At 56.2% G+C, this 23818-nt stretch carries 33 protein-coding genes; 28 read left to right on the top strand and 5 right to left on the bottom strand.

What is annotated here, in order from left to right:
• Positions 1-3: 3 nt before the first annotated feature.
• The 26 genes from rplB to bfr all read left to right on the top strand — a co-directional run bounded on the left by rplB (position 4) and on the right by bfr (position 14062).
• Positions 4-828, top strand: coding sequence for a 50S ribosomal protein L2 (rplB, locus tag ACMXYI_RS03850; RefSeq protein WP_003176423.1), 825 nt, complete (start codon positions 4-6; stop codon positions 826-828).
• 16 nt (positions 829-844) lie between these two features.
• A complete protein-coding gene (rpsS, locus tag ACMXYI_RS03845; RefSeq protein WP_002555486.1) occupies positions 845-1120 on the top strand; it encodes a 30S ribosomal protein S19 in 276 nt (91 codons plus the stop codon).
• 13 nt (positions 1121-1133) lie between these two features.
• Positions 1134-1466, top strand: coding sequence for a 50S ribosomal protein L22 (gene rplV / locus ACMXYI_RS03840; protein ID WP_003103908.1), 333 nt, complete (start codon positions 1134-1136; stop codon positions 1464-1466).
• Between the two features lie 13 nt (positions 1467-1479).
• Positions 1480-2166, top strand: a complete 687-nt coding sequence (gene rpsC, locus ACMXYI_RS03835; RefSeq protein ID WP_003176422.1) for a 30S ribosomal protein S3 — start codon at positions 1480-1482, stop codon at positions 2164-2166.
• Positions 2167-2178: 12 nt separating this feature from the next.
• On the top strand, positions 2179-2592 hold the full coding sequence (rplP, locus tag ACMXYI_RS03830) for a 50S ribosomal protein L16 (protein ID WP_008145497.1): 414 nt from the start codon (positions 2179-2181) through the stop codon (positions 2590-2592).
• Entirely contained in the window at positions 2592-2783 is a 192-nt protein-coding gene (gene rpmC / locus ACMXYI_RS03825; RefSeq protein ID WP_008030901.1) for a 50S ribosomal protein L29, read from the top strand. Before rplP ends, rpmC begins: the two co-directional genes overlap by 1 nt.
• A 2-nt stretch (positions 2784-2785) precedes the next feature.
• Positions 2786-3052 carry a 30S ribosomal protein S17 gene (gene rpsQ / locus ACMXYI_RS03820; protein WP_003176419.1) on the top strand — a complete coding sequence of 89 codons (267 nt, stop codon included), beginning with the start codon at positions 2786-2788 and terminating at the stop codon, positions 3050-3052.
• A 23-nt stretch (positions 3053-3075) separates the two neighbouring features.
• Positions 3076-3444 (top strand): 50S ribosomal protein L14, encoded by a 369-nt coding sequence (rplN, locus tag ACMXYI_RS03815; RefSeq protein ID WP_002555479.1) that lies wholly within the window; start codon positions 3076-3078, stop codon positions 3442-3444.
• Positions 3445-3455: 11 nt separating this feature from the next.
• The gene (rplX, locus tag ACMXYI_RS03810) at positions 3456-3770 is read left to right on the top strand and encodes a 50S ribosomal protein L24 (RefSeq protein WP_008145498.1); all 315 of its coding nucleotides are present in this window, start codon (positions 3456-3458) and stop codon (positions 3768-3770) included.
• A gap of 20 nt (positions 3771-3790) precedes the next feature.
• Positions 3791-4330, top strand: coding sequence for a 50S ribosomal protein L5 (gene rplE, locus ACMXYI_RS03805; protein ID WP_003176415.1), 540 nt, complete (start codon positions 3791-3793; stop codon positions 4328-4330).
• A 13-nt stretch (positions 4331-4343) separates the two neighbouring features.
• Positions 4344-4649 (top strand): 30S ribosomal protein S14, encoded by a 306-nt coding sequence (gene rpsN, locus ACMXYI_RS03800; protein WP_003176414.1) that lies wholly within the window; start codon positions 4344-4346, stop codon positions 4647-4649.
• A gap of 209 nt (positions 4650-4858) precedes the next feature.
• Positions 4859-5251: a 30S ribosomal protein S8 gene (gene rpsH / locus ACMXYI_RS03795; protein WP_003186040.1), complete on the top strand. Its 393-nt coding sequence runs from the start codon at positions 4859-4861 to the stop codon at positions 5249-5251.
• Positions 5252-5263: 12 nt separating this feature from the next.
• Positions 5264-5797: a 50S ribosomal protein L6 gene (gene rplF / locus ACMXYI_RS03790; RefSeq protein WP_007896774.1), complete on the top strand. Its 534-nt coding sequence runs from the start codon at positions 5264-5266 to the stop codon at positions 5795-5797.
• A 10-nt stretch (positions 5798-5807) separates the two neighbouring features.
• Positions 5808-6158 (top strand): 50S ribosomal protein L18, encoded by a 351-nt coding sequence (gene rplR, locus ACMXYI_RS03785; protein WP_003186037.1) that lies wholly within the window; start codon positions 5808-5810, stop codon positions 6156-6158.
• A gap of 3 nt (positions 6159-6161) precedes the next feature.
• The gene (gene rpsE / locus ACMXYI_RS03780) at positions 6162-6662 is read left to right on the top strand and encodes a 30S ribosomal protein S5 (protein ID WP_007943782.1); all 501 of its coding nucleotides are present in this window, start codon (positions 6162-6164) and stop codon (positions 6660-6662) included.
• Between the two features lie 2 nt (positions 6663-6664).
• A complete protein-coding gene (rpmD, locus tag ACMXYI_RS03775) occupies positions 6665-6841 on the top strand; it encodes a 50S ribosomal protein L30 (protein ID WP_003186033.1) in 177 nt (58 codons plus the stop codon).
• A gap of 3 nt (positions 6842-6844) precedes the next feature.
• The gene (gene rplO / locus ACMXYI_RS03770; protein ID WP_007896782.1) at positions 6845-7282 is read left to right on the top strand and encodes a 50S ribosomal protein L15; all 438 of its coding nucleotides are present in this window, start codon (positions 6845-6847) and stop codon (positions 7280-7282) included.
• The gene (gene secY, locus ACMXYI_RS03765; RefSeq protein ID WP_003228718.1) at positions 7283-8611 is read left to right on the top strand and encodes a preprotein translocase subunit SecY; all 1329 of its coding nucleotides are present in this window, start codon (positions 7283-7285) and stop codon (positions 8609-8611) included. It begins immediately after the preceding gene.
• A 27-nt stretch (positions 8612-8638) separates the two neighbouring features.
• Positions 8639-8755 carry a 50S ribosomal protein L36 gene (rpmJ, locus tag ACMXYI_RS03760; protein WP_002555468.1) on the top strand — a complete coding sequence of 39 codons (117 nt, stop codon included), beginning with the start codon at positions 8639-8641 and terminating at the stop codon, positions 8753-8755.
• A 130-nt stretch (positions 8756-8885) separates the two neighbouring features.
• Positions 8886-9242, top strand: a complete 357-nt coding sequence (rpsM, locus tag ACMXYI_RS03755; RefSeq protein WP_003186020.1) for a 30S ribosomal protein S13 — start codon at positions 8886-8888, stop codon at positions 9240-9242.
• Between the two features lie 30 nt (positions 9243-9272).
• Positions 9273-9662 carry a 30S ribosomal protein S11 gene (gene rpsK / locus ACMXYI_RS03750; RefSeq protein WP_002555466.1) on the top strand — a complete coding sequence of 130 codons (390 nt, stop codon included), beginning with the start codon at positions 9273-9275 and terminating at the stop codon, positions 9660-9662.
• 18 nt (positions 9663-9680) lie between these two features.
• Positions 9681-10301 carry a 30S ribosomal protein S4 gene (rpsD, locus tag ACMXYI_RS03745; RefSeq protein ID WP_003210056.1) on the top strand — a complete coding sequence of 207 codons (621 nt, stop codon included), beginning with the start codon at positions 9681-9683 and terminating at the stop codon, positions 10299-10301.
• Positions 10302-10323: 22 nt separating this feature from the next.
• Complete coding sequence (locus tag ACMXYI_RS03740) at positions 10324-11325, top strand: DNA-directed RNA polymerase subunit alpha (protein WP_003186012.1); 1002 nt, start codon at positions 10324-10326, stop codon at positions 11323-11325.
• Between the two features lie 42 nt (positions 11326-11367).
• Positions 11368-11754, top strand: a complete 387-nt coding sequence (gene rplQ / locus ACMXYI_RS03735; RefSeq protein WP_008145500.1) for a 50S ribosomal protein L17 — start codon at positions 11368-11370, stop codon at positions 11752-11754.
• Positions 11755-11993: 239 nt separating this feature from the next.
• Complete coding sequence (locus ACMXYI_RS03730) at positions 11994-13448, top strand: catalase (protein WP_415771751.1); 1455 nt, start codon at positions 11994-11996, stop codon at positions 13446-13448.
• A 149-nt stretch (positions 13449-13597) separates the two neighbouring features.
• Positions 13598-14062, top strand: a complete 465-nt coding sequence (bfr, locus tag ACMXYI_RS03725) for a bacterioferritin (protein WP_007943775.1) — start codon at positions 13598-13600, stop codon at positions 14060-14062.
• A gap of 65 nt (positions 14063-14127) precedes the next feature.
• On the opposite strand, the gene uvrA is transcribed toward bfr, so the two are convergent.
• Positions 14128-16962, bottom strand: coding sequence for an excinuclease ABC subunit UvrA (gene uvrA, locus ACMXYI_RS03720; protein ID WP_415771749.1), 2835 nt, complete (start codon positions 16960-16962; stop codon positions 14128-14130).
• 191 nt (positions 16963-17153) lie between these two features.
• Between uvrA and ACMXYI_RS03715 the strand changes: the two genes are divergently transcribed.
• Together ACMXYI_RS03715 and ACMXYI_RS03710 are read left to right on the top strand one after the other, a co-directional pair.
• The gene (locus ACMXYI_RS03715; RefSeq protein ID WP_415771747.1) at positions 17154-18551 is read left to right on the top strand and encodes an MFS transporter; all 1398 of its coding nucleotides are present in this window, start codon (positions 17154-17156) and stop codon (positions 18549-18551) included.
• Between the two features lie 9 nt (positions 18552-18560).
• Complete coding sequence (locus tag ACMXYI_RS03710; protein ID WP_008145505.1) at positions 18561-19091, top strand: single-stranded DNA-binding protein; 531 nt, start codon at positions 18561-18563, stop codon at positions 19089-19091.
• 63 nt (positions 19092-19154) lie between these two features.
• Here the strand turns inward: ACMXYI_RS03710 and ACMXYI_RS03705 are convergent, their stop codons facing one another.
• The 4 genes from ACMXYI_RS03705 to ACMXYI_RS03690 form a co-directional block, all read right to left on the bottom strand.
• Positions 19155-21359 carry an OsmC domain/YcaO domain-containing protein gene (locus tag ACMXYI_RS03705; protein WP_415771745.1) on the bottom strand — a complete coding sequence of 735 codons (2205 nt, stop codon included), beginning with the start codon at positions 21357-21359 and terminating at the stop codon, positions 19155-19157.
• Positions 21360-21469: 110 nt separating this feature from the next.
• Positions 21470-22627: a glutathionylspermidine synthase family protein gene (locus ACMXYI_RS03700; RefSeq protein WP_415771744.1), complete on the bottom strand. Its 1158-nt coding sequence runs from the start codon at positions 22625-22627 to the stop codon at positions 21470-21472.
• A gap of 12 nt (positions 22628-22639) precedes the next feature.
• The gene (locus tag ACMXYI_RS03695) at positions 22640-23368 is read right to left on the bottom strand and encodes a DUF1190 domain-containing protein (RefSeq protein WP_415771742.1); all 729 of its coding nucleotides are present in this window, start codon (positions 23366-23368) and stop codon (positions 22640-22642) included.
• A gap of 19 nt (positions 23369-23387) precedes the next feature.
• Positions 23388-23816, bottom strand: coding sequence for a DUF350 domain-containing protein (locus ACMXYI_RS03690; protein WP_415771741.1), 429 nt, complete (start codon positions 23814-23816; stop codon positions 23388-23390).
• Between the last annotated feature and the right edge of the window lie 2 nt (positions 23817-23818).

The following is a 23818-nucleotide window of genomic DNA, read 5'->3' as shown; positions in this document are numbered from 1 at the left end:
ATCATGGCAATCGTTAAATGCAAACCGACTTCCCCTGGCCGCCGTTTTGTGGTCAAGGTGGTCAACCAGGAGCTGCATAAAGGCGCTCCTCACGCACCGCTGCTCGAGAAAAAATCGAAGACTGGTGGTCGTAACAACAATGGTCGTATTACCACTCGTCACATCGGTGGTGGCCATAAGCAGCATTATCGTCTGGTCGATTTCCGTCGCAACGACAAAGATGGCATCTCTGCCACTGTCGAGCGTATTGAATACGATCCAAACCGTACTGCTCACATCGCTCTGCTGCTGTACGCAGATGGCGAGCGTCGCTACATCATCGCCCCTAAAGGCGTGAGTGCTGGCGACCAGCTGATCGCAGGTGCTCTGGCACCGATCAAGCCGGGCAACGCTCTGCAACTGCGTAACATTCCAGTTGGTAGCACCGTACACGGCATCGAATTGAAGCCAGGTAAAGGCGCGCAAATCGCTCGTTCCGCTGGTGCTTCGGCTCAGCTGATCGCTCGTGAAGGTGTCTACGTGACCCTGCGTCTGCGTTCTGGTGAGATGCGTAAAGTGCTGGCTGAATGCCGCGCGACCCTGGGTGAAGTCTCGAACTCCGAGCACAGCCTGCGTTCGCTGGGTAAAGCTGGTGCCAAACGCTGGCGTGGCGTTCGCCCAACCGTTCGTGGTGTTGCCATGAACCCGGTTGACCACCCACATGGTGGTGGTGAAGGTCGTACCTCTGGTGGTCGTCATCCGGTATCGCCATGGGGCTTCCCGACTAAGGGCGCGAAGACTCGTGGTAATAAGCGTACCGACAAAATGATCGTCCGTCGTCGCAAGTAAATAGAGGGATACGACAGTGCCACGTTCTCTGAAAAAAGGTCCTTTTATTGATCTTCACCTACTGAAGAAGATCGAAGTGGCGGCGGAAAAGAACGATCGCAAACCAGTTAAAACCTGGTCGCGTCGTTCGATGATCCTGCCACAAATGGTCGGTTTGACCATTGCAGTGCATAACGGTCGTCAACATGTTCCAGTTCTCGTGAACGAAGACATGGTCGGCCACAAACTGGGCGAGTTTGCCGGTACCCGCACATATCGTGGGCACGTGGCAGACAAGAAAGCCAAGCGTTAAGGGGTAAGGAACGATGGAAGTAGCCGCTAAGTTGTCGGGCGCTCGAATCTCCGCCCAGAAAGCCCGCTTGGTCGCCGACCAGATCCGCGGGAAGAAGGTGGGCGAAGCGCTCAACCTGTTGGCTTTCAGCAGTAAGAAAGCCGCCGAGATCATGAAGAAAGTGCTGGAGTCGGCCGTAGCCAACGCCGAGCATAACGAAGGCGCAGACGTTGATGACCTTAAAGTCAGCACCGTTTTCGTCAACGAAGGGCGTTCGCTGAAGCGAATCATGCCACGTGCCAAAGGCCGTGCTGATCGCATCGTCAAGCGGTCTTGCCATATCACTGTCAAGGTTGCTGACAAGTAACGGAGTCGAAGAGATGGGTCAGAAAGTACATCCCATTGGCATTCGCCTGGGAATCGTCAAGGAGCACACCTCCGTCTGGTACGCAGACGGTCGGACTTATGCGGACTATTTGTTCGCTGATCTGAAGGTGCGTGAGTATCTCCAAGACAAACTAAAAAGCGCGTCCGTAAGCCGTATCGATATCCATCGTCCGGCTCAGACTGCACGTATCACCATCCACACCGCTCGTCCAGGTATCGTTATCGGGAAGAAAGGTGAAGATGTTGAGAAACTGCGTCAGGACCTGACCAAGCAAATGGGTGTGCCTGTGCACATCAATATCGAAGAGATCCGCAAGCCGGAACTCGACGGTATGCTGGTTGCGCAGAGCGTAGCTCAGCAGCTGGAGCGTCGCGTAATGTTCCGTCGCGCTATGAAGCGCGCTGTTCAGAACGCCATGCGCATTGGTGCCAAAGGCATCAAAATCCAAGTGAGCGGTCGTCTCGGCGGTGCTGAAATCGCACGTACTGAATGGTATCGCGAAGGTCGTGTGCCACTGCACACCCTGCGTGCCGACATCGACTATGCCAACTACGAAGCTCACACCACTTACGGTGTGATCGGTGTAAAGGTTTGGATCTTCAAAGGCGAAGTAATTGGTGGTCGCCAAGAAGAACTGAAACCACAAGCACCAGCGCCTCGTAAAAAAGCTGCTAAGTAAGGGGTACGCCAAATGTTGCAACCAAAGCGTACGAAGTTCCGCAAGCAGATGACAGGCCACAACCGTGGTCTGGCACAGCGCGGTAGCAAAGTCAGCTTCGGCGAGTTCGCGCTGAAGTCTGTAGCTCGTGGTCGTCTCACCGCTCGTCAGATCGAGTCAGCGCGTCGTGCTCTGACCCGTCACGTTAAACGTGGCGGCAAGATCTGGATCCGTGTATTCCCGGACAAGCCTATTTCCAAAAAGCCACTCGAAGTTCGGATGGGTAAAGGTAAGGGTAGTGTGGAGTACTGGGTTGCCCAGATTCAGCCAGGCAAAGTCCTGTATGAAATCGAGGGTGTTACTGAAGAGCTGGCGCGTGAGGCTTTTGCCTTGGCTGCTGCAAAGCTGCCGCTCGCCACTGCCTTCGTTAAACGGACGGTGATGTGATGAAAGCGAACGAACTTCGTGAAAAAGACGCGCCGCAGCTTAACGAGCAACTGCTCGGCCTGCTGCGCGACCAGTTCAATCTGCGCATGCAGAAAGCAACTGGCCAGTTGGGGCAGTCTCACCTGCTCCGGCAAGTTAAGCGTGACATCGCTCGCGTGAAGACTGTGCTCAAACAGCAGGCAGGTAAGTAATCATGGCTGAAGCCGAAAAAACCGTCCGTACGCTGACTGGCCGTGTTGTCAGCGACAAAATGGACAAGACCATCACCGTTCTGATCGAGCGTCGCGTTAAGCACCCGATCTACGGTAAATACGTTAAGCGTTCGACTAAGCTGCACGCGCACGACGAAACCAATCAGTGCCACATCGGCGACAAAGTCACTATTCGTGAAACTCGTCCTTTGGCCAAGACCAAGTCTTGGGCGCTGGTTGATGTTCTCGAACGCGCTGTGGAAGTCTAAGGACTAGGGGTCGGAGAAATTATATGATTCAGACTCAATCCATGCTCGATGTGGCCGATAACAGCGGCGCTCGCCGTGTTATGTGCATCAAGGTGCTGGGTGGCTCCCATCGTCGTTACGCTGGTATCGGTGACATCATCAAAGTTACCGTCAAGGAAGCAATTCCTCGCGGTAAAGTGAAAAAAGGCCAAGTGATGACTGCTGTTGTAGTCCGCACTCGTCACGGCGTACGTCGTGCTGATGGCTCCATTATCCGCTTTGATGGCAACGCTGCTGTTCTTCTGAACAACAAGCAAGAGCCGATCGGCACCCGTATCTTTGGGCCAGTGACTCGTGAACTTCGTACTGAGAAGTTCATGAAGATCGTCTCGCTCGCCCCAGAAGTGCTGTAAGGAGATCCGACATGCAAAAGATTCGTCGTGACGACGAGATCATCGTGATCGCCGGCAAAGACAAAGGTAAGCGCGGTAAGGTGCTTAAGGTTCTCGCTAATAACCGTCTGGTTATTGGTGGTCTGAACCTGGTTAAGCGTCATACCAAGCCTAACCCGGCGTCGGGCGTACAAGGCGGTATCGTCGAAAAAGAAGCTCCACTGGACGCTTCTAACGTCGCCATTTTCAACGGCGAAACCAACAAGGCTGACCGCGTTGGTTTCAAAGTAGAAGACGGCAAGAAAATTCGTGTCTTCAAGTCGACCCAAAAAGCGGTTGATGCTTGAACACTGCTAGGTAGAAGACCATGGCACGACTAAAAGAGATTTACTGGAAGGAAATCGCACCGAAGCTTAAGGAAGAACTTAAGCTTTCGAACGTGATGGAAGTTCCACGCGTTACCAAAATCACCCTGAACATGGGTCTGGGCGAAGCGGTCGGTGACAAAAAAGTCATCGAGCACGCTGTTGCCGATCTGGAAAAGATCACCGGTCAGAAAGTTGTTGTGACTTACGCTCGGAAATCCATCGCTGGCTTTAAAGTCCGTGAAGGTTGGCCGATCGGCGTCAAAGTGACCCTGCGCCGTGAGCGTATGTACGAGTTCCTGGATCGTCTGCTGTCGATCTCCCTGCCTCGGGTCCGCGACTTCCGCGGCCTGAATGCCAAGTCCTTCGATGGTCGTGGTAACTACAGCATGGGCGTTAAAGAGCAGATCATCTTCCCGGAAATCGACTACGACAAGATCGATGCTCTCCGCGGTCTGGACATTACCCTGACCACCACTGCCAAGAACGATGATGAAGGTCGCGCGCTGCTGCGTGCTTTCAAATTCCCGTTCCGCAACTGATTGGAGTAGGAAAATGGCCAAGATGAGCATGAAAAACCGCGAGCTGAAGCGTCAGCTCACGGTTGCCAAGTACGCCAAAAAGCGTGCAGCACTGAAAGCTATCATCGTTGATCTGAACGCAAGTCCAGAAGCACGTTGGGAAGCTACAGTAGCTCTGCAGAAGCAGCCACGTGACGCAAGCGCCTCGCGCATGCGTAACCGCTGCCGCCTGACCGGTCGTCCACACGGCGTTTACCGCAAGTTCGGCCTCGGCCGTAACAAGCTGCGTGAAGCTGCAATGCGTGGTGACGTACCTGGTCTGGTTAAAGCCAGCTGGTAAGCACTGTCAAAGTCTCGGTGTTCGGGATCGCGAGATCCTGACCACCGGTGACCTTGAACTTGAATCAAGCCCCTATTGGGGCTTGATTCATTTGTGGGGTGTGTCTAGAATACCCGGCTCGCCTGAGCCCGTGCTTTTTTCGCATGGATGAGCTCGGCGACAAGTAGTAGCCGCAAGGCTAATTTTTTTGTATTAGGAGCGTCTAGCCCATGAGTATGCAGGACCCGTTAGCGGACATGCTAACTCGAATCCGTAATGCCCAGATGGCTGAAAAGTCCGTCGTAAGCATGCCATCTTCTACTTTGAAGGTAGCTGTTGCCAAAGTCCTGAAGGACGAAGGTTACATTGCGGGTTATCAGATCAGCAGCGAAATCAAACCACTGCTGTCCATCGAGCTGAAGTACTTCGAAGGCCGTCCGGTCATCGAGGAAGTGAAGCGCGTTAGCCGTCCAGGCCTGCGTCAGTACAAGTCCGTCGATGATCTGCCAAAAGTTCGTGGCGGTCTCGGTGTGTCTATCGTCTCCACCAACAAAGGTGTGATGACGGATCGTGCTGCGCGCGCTGCCGGTGTCGGCGGCGAAGTTCTTTGCACTGTGTTCTAAGGGGGGATAAGCATGTCACGCGTCGCTAAGAACCCCGTTAAGCTGCCAGCCGGTGTCGAAGTCAAATTCGCAGGCCAACAGCTTTCGGTGAAGGGTGCCAAGGGCACTCTCGAACTGAACATCCATTCGTCCGTTGAGATCGTTGAAGAAGCTGGTGAGCTGCGTTTCGCTGCTCGCAATGGCGATCAACAAACTCGCGCAATGGCTGGTACCACTCGTGCGTTGGTAAACAACATGGTCCAAGGCGTAAGCCAAGGCTTCGAGCGCAAGCTCCAGCTGGTCGGTGTTGGTTACAAAGCGCAAGCAAAAGGCACAGTGCTGAACCTGGCTCTTGGCTTCTCGCACCCAGTGGATTATGAACTGCCGGAAGGCATCACCGCTGAGACTCCTAGCCAGACCGACATCCTGATCCGGGGTATCGATAAGCAGCTGGTAGGTCAAGTGGCCGCCGAGATCCGCGACTTCCGTCCACCAGAGCCGTACAAAGGCAAAGGTGTGCGCTACGCGGACGAAGTCGTCCGTCGTAAAGAAGCCAAGAAGAAGTAGGGCATAGCAAATGACCGACAAAAAAGTTACTCGACTGCGTCGCGCTCGCAAAGCACGCCTGAAAATGCACGAACTCGAAGTCGTGCGTCTCTGCGTGTTCCGCTCGTCGCAGCACATCTACGCCCAGGTCATTTCGGCCGACGGCAACAAAGTCCTGGCATCTGCCTCGACTTTGGATAAAGAACTGCGTGATGGCGCCACTGGCAACATCGACGCGGCCACTAAGGTTGGCCAGCTGGTCGCTACGCGTGCTAAAGCCGCTGGCGTCTCGCAGGTGGCTTTCGACCGCTCTGGCTTCAAGTACCACGGCCGCGTCAAGGCGCTGGCTGATGCTGCTCGTGAAGCTGGGCTGGAGTTCTAAGTTATGTCAAATAACGACCAAAAGCGCGACGAAGGCTACATTGAGAAGCTGGTTCAAGTTAACCGCGTAGCCAAAACCGTAAAAGGCGGCCGTATCTTCACTTTCACCGCGTTGACCGTGGTTGGTGATGGTAAAGGGCGTGTTGGCTTCGGCCGTGGCAAGTCACGTGAAGTGCCTGCTGCGATCCAGAAGGCAATGGAAGCTGCTCGCCGCAACATGATCCAAGTTGATCTGAACGGCACCACTCTGCAGTACGCAATGAAGTCCGGTCACGGCGCTTCGAAGGTGTACATGCAGCCTGCTTCTGAAGGTACCGGTATCATCGCTGGCGGCGCTATGCGTGCTGTCCTCGAAGTTGCTGGCGTTCAGAACGTTCTGGCCAAGTGCTACGGCTCGACTAACCCGGTAAACGTGGTTCACGCCACTTTCAAAGGTTTGAAAGCTATGCAGTCTCCTGAGTCCATTGCCGCCAAGCGTGGCAAAAGCGTCAAGGAGATCTTCTGATCATGGCTACCGTTAAAGTTACGCTGATCAAAAGCATGACCGGCCGCATCCCTAACCACAAACTGTGCGTTAAGGGTCTGGGTCTGCGTCGCATCGGTCACACTGTAGAAGTACTTGATACTCCCGAGAATCGCGGGATGATCAACAAGGCTTACTACATGCTGCGTGTCGAGGGTTAATCGATGAAACTCAATGATCTGAGTCCAGCGCCGGGTTCCCGTCGCGAAAAGCATCGTCCGGGCCGTGGTATCGGTAGTGGTTTGGGCAAGACCGGTGGCCGTGGCCACAAAGGTCAGTCCTCCCGCTCCGGTGGCACCATTGCTCCAGGCTTTGAAGGCGGTCAACAGCCGCTGCATCGTCGCCTGCCGAAGTTCGGTTTCGTTTCCCTGAAAGCCATGGATCGCGCAGAAGTGCGTTTGTCCGAGCTGGCTAAAGTGGAAGGCGACATCGTCACCGTGCAGTCCCTGAAAGATGCCAACGTGATCAACGTCAACGTACAGCGTGTGAAAATCATGCTGTCCGGCGAAGTTACTCGCGCTGTTACCATCGGAAAGGGAATCGGCGCCACCAAAGGTGCGCGTGCGGCTATCGAAGCAGCTGGCGGCAAGTTCGAGGAATAAATGGCTAAGCAAGGTGCTCTCTCTGCGCTCGGCAAAGGCGGTATGTCTGAACTCTGGGCTCGTCTGCGTTTTCTGTTCCTGGCGATTATCGTCTACCGAATAGGCGCACACATCCCGGTTCCAGGTATCAACCCGGACCGACTCGCGGACCTGTTTCGACAGAATGAGGGGACCATTCTTAGCTTGTTCAACATGTTTTCTGGCGGCGCGCTGGAACGGATGAGTATCTTTGCACTGGGGATCATGCCGTACATTTCGGCATCGATCATCATGCAACTGATGACCGCCGTCAGCCCGCAGCTGGAGCAGTTGAAGAAGGAAGGTGAAGCTGGCCGTCGCAAGATCAGCCAGTACACCCGCTACGGCACTGTCGTTCTCGCTCTCGTTCAGGCAATTGGCATGTCCATTGGTCTGGCAGGGCAGGGCGTTGCGTTCACTGGTGACTTTGGCTTCCATTTCGTCGCGGTATCCACTTTTGTGGCTGGTGCGATGTTCATGATGTGGCTGGGTGAGCAGATTACTGAGCGTGGTGTTGGCAACGGTATCTCGATGTTGATTTTTTCGGGTATCGTCGCCGGTCTTCCGAGAGCGATCGGGCAGTCTTTCGAGTCTGCGCGTCAGGGTGATATCAACATCTTCGCCCTGGTTGCCATCGGTTTGCTGGCAGTAGCGATTATCGGTTTCGTGGTGTTCATTGAGCGTGGTCAGCGTCGTATTGCTGTTCACTACGCCAAGCGTCAGCAGGGCCGCAAGGTCTTCGCTGCGCAGACTAGCCACTTGCCGTTGAAGGTGAACATGGCCGGCGTTATTCCGGCCATTTTCGCGAGCAGCATTTTGCTGTTCCCGGCTTCGTTAGGTGCCTGGTTCGGCCAGTCTGAAGGTATGGGCTGGTTGCAGGACATCTCGCAGTCGATCGCTCCTGGTCAGCCGTTGAATATTCTGCTGTTTAGTGCAGGGATTATTTTCTTCTGCTTCTTCTATACGGCGTTGATGTTCAATCCGAAAGACGTAGCGGAAAACCTGAAGAAGTCCGGTGCCTTTATTCCGGGCATTCGTCCAGGTGAGCAGTCCGCGCGCTACATTGATGGCGTTCTGACTCGCTTGACCATGTTCGGTGCTCTTTACATGACGGCCGTGTGCCTGCTGCCCCAGTTCCTGGTGGTTGCAGCAAACGTACCGTTCTACCTTGGCGGGACCTCGTTGCTGATCGTCGTCGTGGTTGTGATGGACTTCATGTCCCAAGTACAATCGCACCTCGTTTCGCACCAGTACGAATCCCTGATGAAGAAAGCCAACCTGAAGGGTTACGGCAGCGGCATGTTGCGCTGAGTACCCATAAGGTTCGAGGAGTTGGTGATGAAAGTTCGTGCATCGGTGAAAAAGCTGTGCCGTAACTGCAAGATTATTCGCCGCGAAGGTGTTGTTCGAGTAATTTGCAGCGCGGAACCGCGTCACAAACAGCGCCAAGGCTGAGTGTGATTGTGCTTCAAGCCCGGCAGCTAGTGCGCTGCCGGGTTGATTATTTGTTATTACAGCGATATTATCTCGCGCCCTATTTCTTGGCTTCCGGGGCGTAGGTAGCTGTCAATTGGAGTCCCACTGAATGGCCCGTATTGCAGGCGTTAACATTCCAGATAACAAGCATACTGTTATCTCGCTGACCTACATCTATGGTGTTGGTCGCACTACTGCACAGAAGATCTGTGCAGTGACTGGGGTAAACCCAGCCGCAAAGATCAAAGATCTGAGCGACGAGCAGATTGAACAGCTGCGTGGCGAAGTGGCGAAGTTCACCACTGAAGGTGACCTGCGTCGCGAAATCAACATGAAAATCAAGCGTTTGATGGACCTCGGTTGCTATCGCGGTCTGCGTCATCGTCGTGGTCTTCCAGTGCGCGGTCAGCGTACCAAGACTAACGCGCGTACCCGTAAAGGTCCGCGTAAGCCGATCCGCAAGTAATCGCCCCAGCGAATCGACAGGAAATTAATCATGGCTAAACCTGCTGCTCGTCCTCGTAAAAAAGTTAAAAAGACAGTGGTTGATGGCATCGCCCACATCCATGCATCTTTTAACAACACAATCGTGACCATCACCGACCGTCAAGGCAACGCTCTTTCCTGGGCTACCTCCGGTGGTTCGGGTTTCCGCGGTTCCCGCAAGTCCACCCCGTTTGCTGCTCAAGTAGCTGCTGAACGTGCTGGTCAAGCTGCGCTGGAATACGGCCTGAAAAACCTCGACGTTAACGTCAAAGGTCCAGGTCCAGGTCGTGAATCTGCAGTCCGCGCTTTGAACGGCTGTGGCTACAAGATCGCCAGCATCACCGACGTGACGCCAATCCCGCACAACGGGTGCCGTCCGCCGAAGAAGCGCCGCGTGTAATCCAGGAGATTGTAAAGAATGGCTCGTTACATTGGTCCAAAATGCAAACTCGCTCGTCGCGAAGGCACCGATCTCTTCTTGAAGAGCGGCGTGCGCGCGATCGAATCGAAGTGCAACATTGAAGCAGCACCTGGTATCCACGGCCAACGCCGCGGTCGCCAGTCCGATTACGGCACCCAACTGCGTGAAAAGCAGAAGGTCCGTCGTATCTACGGCGTTCTCGAGCGTCAATTCAGCGGCTACTACAAAGAAGCTGCTGGCAAGAAAGGTGCAACTGGCGAAAACCTGTTGCAACTGCTCGAATGCCGTCTGGACAACGTTGTATACCGTATGGGTTTTGGCTCTACTCGTGCCGAATCCCGTCAGCTGGTATCGCACAAATCCGTAAGCGTTAACGGTCAGACCGTAAACGTGCCGTCGTACCAGGTTCGTGCTGGTGACGTGGTCGCGATTCGCGAGAAAGCAAAGAACCAACTTCGCATTGTCCAAGCTCTCGATCTGTGTGCCCAACGTGGCCGCGTAGAATGGGTAGAAGTAGACACTGAGAAGAAGTCGGGCGTTTTCAAGAACGTTCCTGCTCGCAGTGATCTGTCCGCCGACATCAACGAAAGCCTGATTGTCGAGCTCTACTCCAAGTAAGGGCTAGAAAATAGGTGCATCCATGCAGATTTCGGTAAATGAGTTCCTGACACCCCGCCATATTGATGTGCAGGTTGTCAGTCCAACCCGCGCCAAGATCACTCTCGAGCCTCTCGAGCGTGGTTTTGGCCACACCCTGGGCAACGCGCTGCGCCGCATCCTGTTGTCCTCAATGCCCGGCTGCGCAGTAGTCGAGGCCGAGATTGACGGTGTGCTCCATGAGTACAGCGCCATCGAAGGTGTACAGGAAGACGTAATTGAAATCCTGTTGAACCTTAAAGGTCTGGCTATCAAGCTGCACGGCCGTGACGAAGTTACGCTGACCTTGTCGAAGAAGGGTTCGGGGGTGGTTACCGCTGCCGATATTCAGCTGGATCATGATGTCGAGATCGTTAACCCCGATCACGTAATCGCTAACCTGGCGTCTAACGGCGCCCTGAACATGAAGCTCACCGTAGCTCGTGGTCGTGGTTATGAACCGGCAGACTCGCGTCAGAGCGATGAAGACGAAAGCCGCAGCATCGGTCGCTTGCAGCTTGACTCTTCGTTCAGCCCGGTTCGCCGTATCGCATACGTGGTGGAAAACGCCCGTGTCGAACAGCGTACTAACCTGGACAAGCTGGTTATTGATCTGGAAACCAACGGTACTCTGGATCCTGAAGAGGCAATTCGCCGCGCTGCAACCATTCTGCAACAGCAGTTGGCTGCGTTCGTCGACCTCAAAGGTGACAGTGAGCCAGTGGTTGTCGAGCAGGAAGACGAGATCGATCCGATCCTGCTTCGCCCGGTTGACGATCTGGAACTGACTGTACGTTCGGCTAACTGCCTTAAGGCGGAAAACATCTACTACATCGGTGACCTGATTCAGCGTACCGAAGTAGAGCTGTTGAAGACTCCGAACCTTGGCAAGAAATCCTTGACTGAAATCAAGGACGTTCTGGCCTCCCGCGGTCTGTCCCTCGGCATGCGCCTCGACAACTGGCCGCCTGCAAGTCTTAAGAAGGACGACAAGGCGACTGCCTGATCGTCGTAATCACCGAACGTTGTGTTTGGTAAGGAATGAACCATGCGTCATCGTAAAAGTGGTCGTCACCTGAGCCGCACTAGCTCGCACCGCAAGGCCATGTTTCAAAACATGGCAGTGTCGCTGTTCGAGCACGAGCTGATCAAAACTACACTGCCGAAAGCTAAAGAACTGCGTCGCGTTGCTGAGCCGCTGATCACTTTGGCCAAGACAGACAGCCTGGCTAACCGCCGTCTGGCTTTCGACCGTACTCGTTCGAAAGCTATCGTTGGTAAGCTCTTCAACGACCTGGGCAAGCGTTACGCTACCCGTGAGGGTGGCTACCTGCGCATCCTCAAGTGCGGTTTCCGCACTGGCGACAACGCGCCTATGGCGTACGTCGAGTTGGTTGATCGTCCTGCCGGTGGTGAAGCTGTATCCGCTGAGTAAGACGTCAGTCTGAAACGAAGAACCGGGCCTAGTGCCCGGTTTTTTGTGCCCGTAAGAAACGCGCTGTTTATACAAGCTTCCCTGCGGTCCATGCCGTCATGATGCGAACGGGATTGTTGGTAGTATTTTTCTATTGATCTCTGCAAATTAATGAATTTGTAGCCTTCCTGATCAATGGTCAATACTCCGTCCCAAGCCGATTAGCCGGCAGTTCAAAAACTGACAAAGGAAGAGATCGCATGAGCCAAAATAAAACACTGACCACCGCCAGTGGCGCTCCTGTCGCTGATAACCAGAATTCCCGTTCCGCCGGCCCCCGTGGCCCGCTGCTGCTCGACGACTTTCACCTGATCGAGAAGCTTGCCCACTTCAACCGTGAAAACATCCCTGAGCGCCGTGTACACGCCAAAGGTTCGGGTGCTTACGGTGCGTTCACCGTAACTCGGGACATCACCGAGTACACAAGCGCCAAACTGTTTGAGTCCGTCGGCAAGCAAACCCCAACCTTCCTGCGGTTTTCCACCGTGGGTGGTGAGCGTGGTTCGGCCGACACCGAGCGCGATCCACGTGGTTTCGCCCTGAAGTTCTACACCGAAGAAGGCAACTGGGACATCGTCGGCAACAACACGCCAGTGTTCTTCATCCGCGATCCTTTGAAATTCCCGGACTTTATTCACACCCAAAAACGTCTGCCACAAAGCAATCTGAAAAGCGCGCAAATGATGTGGGACTTCTGGTCGCACTCACCTGAGGCGTTGCACCAGGTCACCATTCTGTTCTCGGACCGCGGCATTCCCGATGGCTACCGTCACATGCACGGCTTCGGCAGCCACACTTACAGCCTGATCAACGCCAGTGGCGAGCGTCACTGGGTGAAATGGCACTACAAGACCAAGCAAGGGATTAAAAACCTGACGCCGGCAGAAGCAGCACGCCTGGCCGGTACCGATCCGGATTACGCACAGCGTGATTTGTTCGGCGCGATCGAGCGCGGTGATTTCCCGAAATGGCGCGTGTGCATCCAGATCATGACGGAGGCACAGGCCGCAGCGCACTACGAGAACCCGTTTGACGTGACCAAGACTTGGTCGCAGAAAGAGTTTCCGCTGATCGAAGTGGGCGAGTTGGAGCTTAACCGCAACCCGCAGAATTACTTTGCTGAAGTCGAGCAAGCCGCTTTCGGTCCGAGCAATATGGTCCCGGGTGTCGGTTTGTCGCCTGACCGCATGCTGCAAGGGCGAGTGTTCGCTTACGCTGATGCTCACCGCTACCGTATTGGCACCAACCACCAGCAATTGCCGGTGAACGCGCCTCGCAGCCCGGTGAACAGCTATCAGCGCGACGGTTCGATGGCGTTTGGCAGCAATGGCGGTGCGACACCTAACTACGAGCCGAACAGCTACATCGAGTCGCCGAAACAAGCACTTCGTTATGCAGAGCCGGCGCTGGCGCTGAGTGGTGCAGCTGATCGATACGATCATCGCGAAGATACTGACTACTACAGCCACGCGGGGGCGCTGTTCCGTCTGATGAGCGATGCGCAGAAAACGCTGCTGATCAACAACATTGCGGGTGCGATGGCTGGGGTTTCCAGCGACGTGGTTGATCGCCAATTGCAACATTTCTTCAAGGCCGACCCGGCGTATGGAGAAGCAATCGCAAAGCTGCTCAACGTACAGCTTAACGAAGTCTAAACGAGAAGCAGAACCGCCCTCATTTGGGCGGTTTTTGCGTTATTTAAACCACTTTTCTCAGAATGTCTTCGCTTTTATCGCCCAAGCAGAGTGACCAAAGAGTCTGCTTGGTTCAAACTACAGACTTTCAAGCAGGGAGATGTAGGGCGATGCAAGGCCACCCAGACGTAATCGATTACCTCAACACGTTGCTGACCGGCGAACTGGCGGCGCGTGATCAATATTTCGTCCATTCGCGGATGTATGAGGACTGGGGTTTCACCAAGCTCTACGAACGTATCAACCACGAGATGGAAGAAGAAGCCGGGCACGCTGATGCCCTAATGCGCCGAATTCTGATGCTCGAAGGTACGCCGCGGATGCGTCCGGACGACCTTGATGTCGGCACTACCGTGCCGGACATGCTTGCCGCTGACCTGCGACTTGAATACAAAGTCCGCGCCGCGCTCTGCAAGGGCATAAAGCTCTGCGAACAGCACAAGGACTATGTCAGTCGCGAGATGCTGCGGGTTCAATTGCATGACACCGAAGAAGACCACACCTACTGGCTTGAAAAGCAGATGGGTCTGATCAAGTTGATCGGTCTGGAAAATTACCTGCAATCGCACGCCTGATTCCACCGGATACGAAAAAGCCCCTGTCACCGAGAAAGTGACAGGGGCTTTTTCATGGCCGTGATTCAGGCCTTGTCGCGTGCCAACAGCGGCTTGAGGTAGAAGCCGGTATGAGACTGTTTCATCTCGGACACTTCTTCCGGTGTGCCGACGGCAATGATCTGCCCGCCTTTGGAGCCACCCTCTGGTCCAAGGTCGACCAACCAGTCCGCGGTCTTGATCACATCCAGATTGTGCTCGATCACCACCACAGTGTTGCCGTGGTCGCGCAATCGATGCAAAACGTCGAGCAGTTGCTGAATATCCGCGAAGTGCAGGCCGGTCGTCGGCTCATCGAGGATATACAGCGTCTTGCCGGTGTCGCGCTTGGACAGTTCGCGGGACAGCTTGACCCGTTGGGCTTCACCACCCGACAGCGTCGTGGCCGATTGCCCCAGCTTGATGTAGGACAGCCCCACATCCATCAACGTCTGCAGCTTGCGCGCCAGCGCCGGAACCGCATCGAAGAACACCCGTGCTTCCTCGATGGTCATCTCGAGTGTTTCGTGGATGCTCTTGCCCTTGTACTTGATCTCCAGAGTCTCGCGGTTGTAGCGCTTGCTCTTGCAGACGTCGCACGGGACATAGATGTCCGGCAGGAAGTGCATTTCCACCTTGATCAGGCCATCACCTTGGCAGGCCTCGCAACGTCCGCCCTTCACGTTGAAGGAGAAACGTCCAGGACCATACCCACGTGAGCGGGACTCCGGCACGCCGGCGAACAGTTCGCGAATCGGTGTGAACAACCCGGTGTAGGTCGCCGGGTTGGAGCGTGGCGTTCGACCGATCGGGCTCTGGTCGATGTCGACAACCTTATCCAGATGCTCCAGACCTTTGATGCTGTCGTGGGCGGCCGCTTCCAGCGTCGTCGCTCCGTTCAACGCCGTAGCGCTAAGCGGGAACAGGGTGTTGTTGATCAGCGTCGACTTGCCCGAGCCGGACACGCCGGTTACACAGGTCAACAGGCCGATCGGAATGTCCAGATCGACATCGCGCAAGTTGTTGCCGCGGGCGCCCTTGAGGGACAGCGACAATTTCTTGTTACGCGGCGTGCGTTTGGCCGGAACTGCAATTTTCACCCGGCCCGACAAGTATTTGCCGGTCAACGAATCAGGGTGAGCCATGACCTCGGCCGGCGTACCTTCGGCGACGATATGCCCGCCGTGTACACCTGCGCCAGGACCGATATCCACCACGTAGTCAGCCAGGCGAATCGCATCTTCGTCGTGCTCGACCACAATCACCGTATTACCGATATCCCGCAGGTGCTTGAGGGTGCCGAGCAGCCGATCGTTGTCCCGTTGGTGCAGGCCAATCGACGGTTCGTCGAGGATGTACAGAACGCCAACCAGTCCGGCGCCAATCTGGCTGGCCAGACGAATACGCTGAGCCTCACCACCAGACAACGTGTCGGCACTGCGATCCAGCGACAAATAGTCCAGGCCAACGTTGACCAGGAACTGCAGTCGCTCGCGAATTTCCTTGAGAATCTTGTCGGCAATTTCACCACGGCGGCCGGTGAGTTTCAGCACGCCGAAATATTCACAGGCATCGCCAATCGGCAGATTGGTCACCGCCGGCAGCGTCTTCTCGCCCACCCACACATGCCGCGCCTCACGACGCAGGCGAGTACCGCGGCAATCCGGGCAAGGCTGGGTGCTGAGGAACTTGGCCAGCTCTTCACGCACCGAGGCGGACTCGGTTTCACGGTAGCGACGGTCCAGATTCGGCACGATGCCTTCGAACGGGTGCGAACGTTTGACGATGTCGCCACGGTCGTTCAGGTATTTGAAGTCGACGTTCTGCGAACCGCTGCCGTGCAGGATGAACTTCTGCTGATCGGCCATTAGTTCGTTGAACGGCACTTCCAGGCTGAACTTGTAGTGCGAAGCCAACGACCCGAGCATCTGGAAGTAATAGACGTTGCGCCTGTCCCATCCGCGAATCGCGCCCTCGGCCAGCGTCAGCTCGCCGTTCACCAGTCGCTTGATGTCAAAGAACTGCTTAACGCCCAGACCATCGCAAGTCGGGCAAGCGCCGGCCGGGTTGTTGAAGGAGAACAGTTTGGGTTCCAGCTCGCTGATGGCATGGCCGCAGATCGGGCAGGCGAAACGCGCGGAGAAGATGATTTCTTCGCCGGGTTCATCGTCCATCGGCGCGACCAGGGCAATGCCGTCCGCGAGCTTCAAAGCGGTCTCGAACGACTCGGCCAGGCGCTGTTGCAGGTCGGCGCGGACCTTGAAGCGGTCGACCACGACATCGATCGTGTGCTTCTTCTGCTTGTCCAGCTTCGGCAACTCGTCCAGCTCGCAGAGCCGACCGTTGACCCGGGCTCGCACAAAACCTTGGGCGCGCAGTTCTTCGAAGACCGAAAGGTGTTCGCCTTTACGCTCGCGGATCACCGGGGCAAGCAGCATAAGCTTGCTGCCCTCCGGTTGGGCGAGGACCAGGTCGACCATCTGGCTGACGGTCTGGGCTTCCAGCGGAATGTCGTGATCCGGGCAACGCGGAATACCCACGCGAGCGTAAAGCAGGCGCAGGTAATCGTAGATTTCGGTGATGGTGCCGACCGTCGAACGCGGGTTGTGCGAGGTCGATTTCTGCTCGATGGAAATGGCTGGCGACAAACCTTCGATGGTGTCGACGTCAGGCTTTTCCATCATCGACAAAAATTGCCGGGCATAGGCCGACAGCGATTCGACGTAGCGACGCTGGCCTTCGGCGTACAGCGTGTCGAATGCCAGGGATGATTTTCCGGAGCCGGACAGGCCGGTGATGACGATCAGTTTGTCCCGTGGCAGGGTCAGGTCGATGTTCTTCAGGTTGTGGGTTCGGGCCCCACGAATCAGGATCTTGTCCAAAGTGGCCTCGCTCGGCGGGCGTCGAAAACGTAGGAGTATACGGCCAAATACTGGATGGATGCACACTATCGAATGAGCGGGTTACAGCCTTACATGAAGAGTCTGTCAGCAGAGCGCGTCAAAGCGTCGCGATATACCCCGTCAATCGATGGGACTGGTAGAATCGCCGCCGGTTCACATGAGGTTTTTCCATGCACGATCCCCACAGCGAACGCATGAGTGGCAGTGAGACCCGCGCAGCAAGCGGTCTGGCCCTGGTGTTCGCCTTCCGTATGCTTGGCATGTTCATGGTGTTGCCGGTACTGGCGACCTATGGGATGGATCTGGCAGGAGCGACCCCGGCCCTCATCGGGCTGGCGATTGGCGCTTACGGCCTGACCCAGGCGATCTTTCAAATTCCTTTCGGCTTCATTTCCGACCGTATCGGTCGTCGTCCGGTGATTTACCTGGGGCTGATCGTCTTCGCCCTCGGTAGCGTGCTGGCGGCCAATGCCGACTCGATCTGGGGCGTGATCGCCGGACGAATCCTGCAAGGCGCCGGGGCGATTTCTGCGGCGGTAATGGCGTTACTGTCAGACCTGACCCGCGAACAGCATCGGACCAAAGCCATGGCCATGATCGGCATGACGATCGGTCTGTCGTTCGCTGTCGCGATGGTTGTAGGACCGTTGCTGACCCGCGCGTTTGGCCTGTCCGGGTTGTTCCTCGCCACGGGTGGCATGGCCTTGTTCGGGATCGTGATCGTGATGTTCATGGTGCCGCGCTCAACCGGGCCGTTGCAGCACCGCGAATCCGGCGTTGCGCGCCAGGCACTGATACCGACGCTCAAGCATCCAGACCTGCTGCGTCTGGATCTGGGCATTTTTGTGTTGCACGCGATGTTGATGTCGAGCTTCGTTGCGTTGCCTTTGGCGCTGGTCGAAAAAGCCGGATTGCCCAAAGAGCAGCACTGGTGGGTGTACCTGACCGCGCTGCTGATTTCCTTCTTCGCCATGATCCCGTTCATTATCTACGGCGAGAAGAAACGCAAAATGAAACGAGTTTTACTCGGCGCCGTCGCGACGCTGATGCTCACTGAGCTATTCTTCTGGCAGTTCGGCGATAGCTTGCGAGCTCTGGTGATCGGGACGGTGGTGTTCTTTACCGCGTTCAACTTGCTGGAAGCTTCGTTGCCATCGCTGATCAGCAAGGTTTCACCGGCAGGCGGCAAGGGCACGGCGATGGGCGTTTATTCCACCAGCCAGTTCCTCGGTTCGGCACTGGGCGGCATCCTCGGCGGCTGGTTGTTCCAGCATGGCGGTCTGTCGGTTGTGTTCCTTGGATGCGCCGGTCTGGCTGCCCTCTGGCTGGCCTTTGCTGTTACCATGCGCGAACCTCCCTACGTGACGAGCCTGCGCTTGCCGTTGTCGCCCGAGGCGATCCGCGAAGCGGGTCTGGTCGAGCGCCTGAAGGCCGTCGTAGGGGTAACAGATGCAGTGATCGTCGAAGATGAAGCGGCGATTTACATCAAATTGGACACAGAACTATTGGATCGCACCACCCTTGAACGCCTGGTGAACAACCCGGCCGGGGCAGCGTGCGTAGCCTAGGAGAACGTTATGGCCCGTGGGGTTAACAAAGTCATATTGGTCGGCACTTGCGGCCAGGATCCCGAAGTTCGCTACTTGCCTAACGGTAACGCCGTGACCAACCTGAGTCTGGCGACCAGCGAACAGTGGACCGACAAGCAAACCGGTCAGAAAGTCGAGAAGACCGAATGGCACCGTGTGTCGATGTTCGGCAAAGTTGCCGAAATCGCCGGCGAGTACCTGCGTAAAGGTTCGCAGGTCTACATCGAAGGCAAGCTGCAGACCCGCGAGTGGGAAAAAGACGGTATCAAGCGTTACACCACTGAAATCGTGGTCGACATGCAAGGCACCATGCAACTGCTGGGCGGCCGTCCACAGCAGGGCGACCAACAAGGCGGGGGCAATAACTACCAGCAGTCCGCCCCGGCCCCGCGCCAACAGGCTCCGCGTCCGCAGCAGTCGGCAGCACCGCAACAGTCGCGTCAGGCTCCGGCTCCACAGCAGGCTGCTCCGCAACCGGCTCCGGATTTCGACAGCTTTGATGACGATATCCCGTTCTAAAAAGCAGCAATCCAGTCAGTAAAAAAAGCGAAGCCATCTGGCTTCGCTTTTTTGTGGGCGCGGTTAACTGGATAAAGCAGTCACGTTAGCCCGCGCGGTATGCAGTTTTTTGTAGCTCTCGATCAAGCGCAAGTGTCTATCGAGCCCTTCCAGTTTGATGCTGGTCGGCGTCAAACCATGGAAGCGTACGCTGCCATCGACCGAGCCGATCACTGCATCCATTCGTTCGTTGCCAAACATCCGGCGGAAATTGGCCTCGTAGTCTTCCAGTTCCAGGTCTTCGTCCAGCTTCATCTCCAGCACCGCGTTGACGGCTTGGTAGAACAAGCCGCGCTCAACCGTGTTGTCGTTGTACTGCAGGAACATTTCTACCGCCTCTTTCGCCTCTTCAAATTGCTGCAAGGCGAGATAAATCAGCAGCTTCAACTCCAGGATCGTCAGCTGACCCCAGGCCGTATTGTCGTCAAATTCGATGCCGATCAGGGAGGTGATGTCGGTGTAGTCATCCAGCTCACTTTCCACCAGACGCTCAACCAACGCTCGCAGTTCCTCTTCGTCCAGGCGATGCAGGTTCAGGATATCGGCGCGGAAGAACAGCGCTTTGTTGGTGTTATCCCAGATCAGGTCGTCCACCGGATAGATCTCCGAGTAGTCCGGCACCAGGATGCGGCAGGCCGTCGCGCCGATATGCTCGTAGACCGCCATATACACTTCTTTGCCCATGCCTTCGAGAATGCCGAACAAAGTCGCGGCTTCATCGGTATTCGAGTTTTCACCCTGGCCGGAGAAGTCCCACTCGACGAATTCGTAATCCGACTTGGAGCTGAAGAAGCGCCACGACACCACGCCACTGGAGTCGATAAAGTGCTCGACGAAGTTATTCGGCTCGGTCACCGCATGGCCTTCAAACGTCGGCTGGGGCAAGTCGTTGAGGCCTTCGAAGCTGCGGCCCTGGAGCAGTTCGGTCAGGCTGCGCTCCAGCGCCACTTCCAGGCTCGGGTGCGCGCCGAACGAGGCGAACACACCGCCGGTACGCGGGTTCATCAACGTGACGCACATCACCGGGAATTCACCGCCCAGGGATGCATCCTTCACCAATACGGGGAACCCTTGCTCTTCCAGTGCCTGAATACCAGCCAGTATCCCGGGGTACTTCGCCAGCACATCGGCGGGCACATCCGGCAGTGCAAATTCACCTTCGATGATTTCGCGTTTCACCGCACGCTCGAAGATCTCCGACAGGCATTGCACCTGGGCTTCGGCCAGCGTGTTGCCGGCACTCATGCCGTTGCTCAGGAACAGGTTTTCAATCAGGTTGGACGGGAAATACACCACTTCGCCGTCCGACTGGCGCACGTATGGCAGCGAGCAGATGCCGCGCTCTTCATTGCCCGAGTTGGTGTCGATCAGGTGGGAGCCACGCAACTCGCCGTCGCGGTTGTAAATCTTCAGGCAATACGCGTCGAGGATTTCGGCCGGCAGTTCATCTTTACGGCCAGGCTTAAACCAGCGTTCGTCCGGGTAATGCACAAACGGCGCGTTGGCGATCTCTTCGCCCCAGAACTGATCGTTGTAGAAGAAGTTGCAGTTGAGTCGCTCGATAAACTCGCCCAACGCCGACGCCAGCGCGCCTTCCTTGGTTGCGCCCTTGCCGTTGGTAAAACACATCGGCGAGTGCGCATCGCGGATATGCAGCGACCACACGTTGGGAACGATATTGCGCCACGAAGCGATTTCAATCTTAATGCCCAGGTCCGCCAGAATGGCCGACATGTTGGCGATGGTCTGCTCAAGCGGCAGATCCTTGCCCGCGATATAGGTGTGCGCCTCTGAATTAGAAGCAGGCATCAGCAACGCCTGGGCATCGGCGTCGAGGTTTTCCACTTCTTCGATCACAAACTCAGGCCCGGCTTGCACCACTTTTTTCACGGTGCAACGGTCGATGGAACGCAGGATGCCCTGGCGGTCCTTGTCGGAAATATCCGCCGGCAACTCGACCTGGATCTTGAAAATCTGGTTGTAGCGGTTTTCCGGATCAACAATATTGTTCTGCGACAGGCGGATGTTTTCGGTGGGAATACTGCGAGTGTCGCAGTACAGCTTCACGAAATAAGCCGCACACAACGCCGACGACGCCAGGAAGTAGTCGAACGGACCGGGTGCCGAGCCATCGCCCTTGTAGCGGATAGGTTGATCGGCCACCACCGTGAAGTCGTCGAACTTGGCTTCAAGTCGAAGGTTGTCGAGAAAGTTGACCTTGATTTCCATGGGGGATTACCAGAATAACGGCTAGACATTTGGCCGCCATTATCCGGCATTTCAGCCGTAAGTCTTGCGGGCGTCTTGCGATATGTCCCCAACGGGCCTTTTTTTAGTGGTCAGTCGAGTATCAGATGCGGCAGGAACCGGCTCGAATCCTTGGTGATCAAGCTGTTGTCTTCCCGCACTCCGATGCCGGCCGCCTGATCGCCGATCACCCAGGATCCGATCAGCGTGAAGCTGTCGCCAAAACGCGGCAGCGGCGCGAATTCCTGAAGGATAAACGGCGCGTCGGTGTAGGGACCGTCCTCTTTCACGATCAGACCTTCGGCAGTTTGCAGCTCGATGTTGGCCCCCTCCCGGGAGAAGAACGGCTTGCGCACCCAGCCTTTCGACACGGCTTTGCCAGGTTCGGTATCCAGGTGCGCCGCGAGCAGGTTCGGATGGCCTTTGTTGAACTCCCACAGCAGCGGCAGGATGCCTTTGTTGGAAATGATGGATTTCCACGCGGGCTCAAAAAACTGCGTATCGCTCTGGGCAATCGCTGCTCCGAACGGTTCGTGGAAGATGAACTCCCAGGCGTGCAGTTTGAACAGGTGAGGAATCCAGCGATCTTCCAGATCGACGAAGCGTCCGTCACTGGTGAGGCCAATGTCTTCAAGATCGATGTGGCGTGATTCGATGCCGACTTTTTCTGCGATAAGGCGCAGATAGTCGGTGGTGCCCTTGTCCTCGACCGAGTCTTTCATCGAGGCGAAATAGAACGGCTGCGTGAGCTGCAGTTGAGCGAAGGCCTGATGCAGTTTGGTGTCGATGCTATTGAACTGGTCGGCGTGCTTGGGCAGCAGGCCACGTTCGATGCATTGTTCCAGCCAGCCCCATTGGAACGCCGCCGCCTCATAGAGGCTGGTCGGCGTGTCGTAGTTGAGCTCCAGCAACTTGGCCGGCCCGGTGCCGTTGTAAGAGAAGTCCATACGACCATACAGGTGCGGATGGCCTTCGAGCCATGAAGTGCGAACCAGGTCAAAGAACGGCTCGGGAATGCTCAGTCGCTCCAGCAATTCCTCGCTCTGCACCACGCGAGCCACCAGGTCCATGCACATGTCATGAAGCTCGGTGGTCGGGTCTTCCAGATCGTTTTCGATTTGCTTGAGCGTGAATTGGTAATACGCGCTCTCGTCCCAATAGGGTTCGTCGTCGATGGTATGGAACAGAAAGCCGAGACTTTCGGCGGTCTGTTTCCAGTCATGACGCTCTGCGCAGAGGATTTTCTTCATGGCTCTGTTCCCTTAGCTGCTCGAGCCGCCAGAACTCTTGCTCGATCCACCCCAGCCACTGCGTGCGCTGGCCTGGCTGCCGAAGCCGCCACGGGAGGTGGACGATGCAACGGACACCGGCTTGCTGCGGGCGATGGTGTCGGTGTAACTGCTGCTACTGCCGTAGCGCGCCTGGTTGGACCTGTTGAAGGTCGAGCCTGACGAGACCCGTTGGCTGAGTGTCGAGGACGAATAGCTGCCGCGATCATCGCGATAGCGGTAGACCGGTTCGGAGTAGTAACTGTTGCGGTTGTTGCTGAGCATGTTGCCGATCAGGAGTCCCATCAGCAGGCTATTGCCGGAGAAGCCCGACCCTGCGGCGTTCGCTTCCGACGCGGGCAGTTTGGCCCTGGCCGCGTCCACTTCGGCTTGCGTGACCTCGCCATCGGCGCTCAGCTCGAAACCGCCGAGCTTGGGGATGAATTTGCCGGCGGAATCCTGCTGACACCAGTCGGCAACGAAGTCGGCGTCGCAATCGGCCTTGTTGTCATACACCGGCGCAATGCTTCGATGCTGAGTCATGGCCTTCATGTAGGCATCAGAACAGATATCGACCGGGAGCTTTTCATCGGCGCACTGCTGGACGGACTGAAAGTTGTACTTTTTGTGGATCTCGTAGGTTTCTTCCGTCGGCCCGCAGCCTGAGATCGCCATGGCGACCGATGCGGCCAGCGAGAGCTGAACGTACTTGCTTCGTTTCATCGGAGTCTCCGTGGCGCAATCAGTTCGGGGAAGGGGTCATGCACGCGGCGTTCAGCATACCGACGCTAATGGCCACTGCCGCGACATAGATGGCCGCGGCGATTTCACCCTTTTTAATGCGTTCAGAGGCGCCTTTAAGCACCAGGCTAGTCATCAGAAACCCCAGCAGTTGTACGAACGCGGCAATCACTGCCCAGACGACGAAGTCCAGAATGCTGATCGAGTAGGCAATCACATTGCTGGCCGGGATGGCGAAACCGATGATGGCGCCTCCCAGCGCGATCGCGGCGGCAACGTTGCCCGAACGGATCAGTTCGAACTCCCTGTGCGGCGTGATTCGGGTGTAGATGAACTGGAACAGCGCGAACAGCACGGCGGCGCCGAGGATGTACGAAACAAACCCGAGCACGGCGGCTTTGTTCAGGGAGATGGAGAGCGCTTCAAGCATGG

The sequence above is a fragment of the Pseudomonas lyxosi genome (genome assembly GCF_047758685.1).
In the GTDB taxonomy this organism is placed as follows: domain Bacteria; phylum Pseudomonadota; class Gammaproteobacteria; order Pseudomonadales; family Pseudomonadaceae; genus Aquipseudomonas; species Aquipseudomonas lyxosi.
The sequence above is the reverse complement of the archived record's forward strand: the minus strand, read 5'-3'. Positions and strand labels throughout refer to the sequence as shown.